The sequence below is a fragment of the Actinocrinis sp. genome (assembly GCF_035946395.1).
Taxonomy (GTDB): domain Bacteria; phylum Actinomycetota; class Actinomycetes; order Streptomycetales; family Catenulisporaceae; genus Actinocrinis.
Genome location: NZ_DASYZI010000192.1, coordinates 1 through 3,462, shown reverse-complemented (window position 1 = coordinate 3,462; position 3,462 = coordinate 1). Strand labels below are relative to the sequence as shown.

Below are 3,462 nucleotides of genomic sequence, written 5' to 3'. Positions count from 1 at the left end.
CGTCGGGCCGGGAGTTCTCCCCGACGATCATCCCCTCATAGACCTCGGTGCCCGGAGTGACGAACAGCGAACCGCGTTCTTGCAGGTTGAACATGGCATAAGCGGAGGCGCTGCCGGCCCGGTCAGCGACCAGCGAGCCGGTCGCGCGGCCCCGCATGGGCCCCGACCAGGGCTCGTAGCCCTCGAAGACATGGTGCGCGATGCCGGTGCCGCGGGTCTCGGTGAGGAACTGGGTGCGGAAGCCGATCAGGCCCCTGGCGGGCACCACGAACTCCATCCGGACCCAGCCGGTGCCGTGGTTGGTCATCGACTCCATCCGGCCGCGCCGCACCGAGATCAGCGAGGTGACCGCGCCCAGGTCCTCCTCGGGCACGTCCACGCTCAGCCGCTCGACCGGCTCGAAGACGGCGCCGTCGATGTCCTTGGTCACGGCGGCGGGCCGGCCCACGGTCAGCTCGTAGCCCTCCCGGCGCATGGTCTCCACCAGCACGGCTAGCGCGAGCTCGCCGCGGCCGCGGACCTCCCAGGTGTCCGGCCGTTCGGTGGGCAGAACGGCTAGCGACACGTTGCCGACCAGCTCGCGGTCCAGGCGGTCGCGGACCAGCCGGGCGGTGACCTTGGCCGCAGCGGCCTGCCCGGCCAGCGGCGAGGTATTCACCCCGATCGTCATCGAAATGGCCGGCTCGTCCACGGTGATCAGCGGCAGCGGGCGCGGGTCGTCGGCGTCGGCCAGCGTCTCGCCGATCATGATCTCCGGGATGCCGGCGATGGCGATGATGTCGCCGGGCCCGGCCTGCTCGGCGGGCTTGCGCTCCAGCGCCTCGGTCATCAGCAGTTCGGTGATCTTCACCCGTTCGGTCTCGCCGTCCCGCTTGATCCAGGCGACCTGCTGACCCTTGCGGATGGTGCCCTGGTGCACCCGGCACAGCGCGATGCGGCCGAGGAAGTTGGACGCGTCCAGGTTCGTCACGTGCGCCTGGAGCGGGGCGCCCTCCACGTACGTCGGCGCCGGGATCGTCCCCAGGATGGTGCGGAACAGCGGCTGGAGGTCAGGGCTGTCCGGCACGGTGCCGTTGCCCGGCCGCTCAAGCGAGGCCTTGCCGTCGCGGGCACACGCGTAGACGATCGGGAACTCGATCTGGTCCTCGGTCGCGTCGAGGTCGAGGAAGAGCTCGTAGGTCTCGTCGACGACCTCGGAGATGCGCGCGTCGGGCCGGTCGGTCTTGTTGATGACCAGGATCACCGGAAGCTTCGCGGACAGCGCCTTGCGCAGGACGAACCTGGTCTGCGGCAGCGGCCCCTCCGAGGCGTCCACCAGCAGCACCACGCCGTCCACCATGGACAGCCCGCGCTCGACCTCGCCGCCGAAGTCGGCGTGGCCGGGGGTGTCGATGATGTTGATGACGGTGTCCGAGCCGTCCTGCGGCGAGCGGTAGTGCACCGCGGTGTTCTTCGCGAGAATCGTGATCCCCTTCTCGCGCTCCAGGTCGTTCGAGTCCATCACACGCTCGTCCACGTGCTGGTTGGACCGGAACGCCCCGGCCTGCCACAGCATCGCGTCCACGAGCGTGGTCTTGCCGTGGTCGACGTGGGCCACGATTGCCACGTTGCGGATGTCATTACGCGTAGGCATGCCGGTAGCGTCACTTTCTCGGACGGGCAGAGTCCTGGATCGGAAGAGGGTAAGGCCTCCGCCTGCATGCCTGGGAGCCTCGTTGCCCCGGGCAGACGGCGCCGCACTCCATGGTAGGCGAACAAATCCGTTGCCGATCGCGCCGCGCGCTTGCTCTACTGCTACGACGGCGCGGCCCGCGACCGTATCAATCGCCCCAGGGAGACCCCAGCATGCGCGAAGCGTTCATGTCCACCCAGCTGCGGATGAAGACCTACGCAAAGGACATGACACCGCGTGAGTACGCTCAACCTGGGGATTCTGGCGCACGTCGACGCCGGTAAGACCAGCCTGACCGAACGGCTGCTGCTCGCGGCCGGAGTCATCGACGAACTCGGCAGCGTCGACGAGGGCAGCACGCAGACCGACTCCCTCGACCTCGAACGCCAGCGCGGCATCACCATCAAGGCCGCCGTCGTTTCTTTCTCGATCGACGACGTGACGGTCAATCTGATCGACACTCCCGGCCACCCGGACTTCATCGCCGAGGTGGAGCGGGCGCTCAGCGTGCTCGACGGCGCGGTGCTGGTGGTCTCAGCCGTCGAGGGTGTGCAGGCGCAGACGCGGGTGCTGATGCGGGCGCTGCAACGGCTGCGGATCCCGACCCTGATCTTCGTGAACAAGATCGACCGTGGCGGCGCGCAGTGCGACCGCGTATTGCGGAGCATCGCCGAACGCCTGACTCCGGCAGTCCTCGCACTGGGCTCAACGCACGCCCCCGGCACGCGTGACGCCTCCTTCACCCCGTTCAATGCCGACGATCCCGACTTCACCTCACGCCTGGCCGAACTTCTGGCAGATCACGACGACACGCTCCTAGCGTCGTACGTATACGACGACACAGCGCTCTCGTATGACAAGCTGCACGCCGGACTCGCAGAGCAGACGAAGCGCGTGCTCGTACATCCGGTGTTCTTCGGCTCAGCGATCACGGGCGCCGGCGTGCCCGAGCTGGCCGACGGCATCAAAACCCTTCTGCCCACCGCCGAGGACGCCGCCGACGCGCCGGCCTCGGGCAGCGTCTTCAAGGTGGAGCGCGGACCGGCCGGCGAGAAGATCGCGTACGTGCGCATGTTCTCCGGCACGGTACGCGTCCGCGACAAGTTGGCATTCGCGGAAGGCAACGAGGGCAAGGTCACCGCGATCAGCGTGTTCGACCACGGCTCGGCGCGGCCCGCCGACGCGGTCGCCGCAGGGCGGATCGGCAAGCTGTGGGGCCTCGGCGACATCCGCGTCGGCGACGAGATCGGCGCGCCGCGCGCATCGGGCCCGAGTCGGCAGTTCGCCCCGCCGACCCTCGAAACCGTGGTCGTCCCGCGCCGCGCCGCCGACAAGGGCACTCTGCACACCGCGCTGACCCGGCTCGCCGAGCAGGACCCGCTGATCAACCTGCGCCGCGACGACCTGCGCCAAGAGATCTCGGTCTCGCTCTACGGAGAGGTGCAGAAGGAGGTCATCGAGGCGACCCTCGCCGACGAGTACGGCCTGGAGGTCGAGTTCCGGCAGAGCACCACCATCCACATCGAGCGGCCAGTCGGAACCGGCGCCGCCTTCGAGATCGCTGACAAAGACGGCAATCCGTTCCTCGCCACGGTCGGCCTACGCGTCGAGCCCGCGCCGACCGGCAGCGGTGTCACCTTCCATTTGGCGGTCGAACTCGGCTCGATGCCCTACGCGTTCTTCAAGGCGGTCGAGGACACCGTGCACGAGACGCTGCGTCAGGGCATCCACGGCTGGCAGGTGACCGACTGCACGGTCACCATGACGCACTCCGGCTACTGGCCCCGGCA

Annotated in this window: 2 protein-coding genes; one reads left to right on the top strand and one right to left on the bottom strand. The window is 68.7% G+C overall.

Going from position 1 to position 3,462, the window contains the following annotated elements:
* Positions 1–1,633: translational GTPase TypA (gene typA, locus VGS97_RS12205; RefSeq protein ID WP_326853504.1), on the bottom strand; the 1,633-nt coding region annotated here is incomplete at its 3' end.
* A 276-nt stretch (positions 1,634–1,909) separates the two neighbouring features.
* Between typA and VGS97_RS12200 the strand changes: the two genes are divergently transcribed.
* The coding region (locus VGS97_RS12200; RefSeq protein ID WP_326853503.1) for a GTP-binding protein at positions 1,910–3,462 on the top strand (1,553 nt) is incomplete at its 3' end.